The sequence below is a fragment of the Plebeiibacterium sediminum genome, assembly GCF_026013605.1.
GTDB classification, from domain to species: Bacteria; Bacteroidota; Bacteroidia; order Bacteroidales; family Marinilabiliaceae; genus Saccharicrinis; species Saccharicrinis sediminus.
Genome location: NZ_JAPDPJ010000294.1, coordinates 1 through 521, shown reverse-complemented (window position 1 = coordinate 521; position 521 = coordinate 1). Strand labels below are relative to the sequence as shown.

At 37.8% G+C, this 521-nt stretch carries 1 protein-coding gene; it reads right to left on the bottom strand.

The window, feature by feature from the left end; all coding sequences use genetic code 11:
- Nucleotides 1-521, bottom strand: a 521-nt coding sequence (locus tag OM075_RS25520) for a transposase (protein WP_301193380.1), incomplete at both ends; no start/stop codon positions are given.

Genomic DNA, 521 nt, shown 5'->3' with positions numbered 1-521 from the left:
TTTATGGTTACATTATCTTCTCGTACACTAAAATGTAGAGCATCCAACCATATGATTGAATAAATGGGTTCAAGTTGCCTGTTCTTCCAGCGCTCAAGATCAGGCATGATACGGTCTGTAATCTCACTTATTTTACCTTTGGATACAGATGTCCCATATAAATCTTCCAGATGATCTTGAATATCTTTATAGCTCATACCTTTACTATATAATGAAATGATTTTTTCTTGTAAGGCATCTCCTAAAAAGGTTTGTTGTTTTTCTACTATTTGAGGGTGAAATGTACCATTGCGGTCTCTTGGAGTATTTAACTCAAAGGTACCTTGCTCACTCTTCATCTTCTTGGGGGTGGCGCCGTTCTTACGGTTTACTTTTGACTGATCATCCTTTGAGCGCTCTTCATTCATATGAATGTCTAGTTCTGCTTTCATTGCACTTTCCAACAGATCCTTTATCATGGGAAGCATTACATTATCTTCTCCACTAAAACCTTTTCCGTCTCTAATGCCTTGTATCGCTGC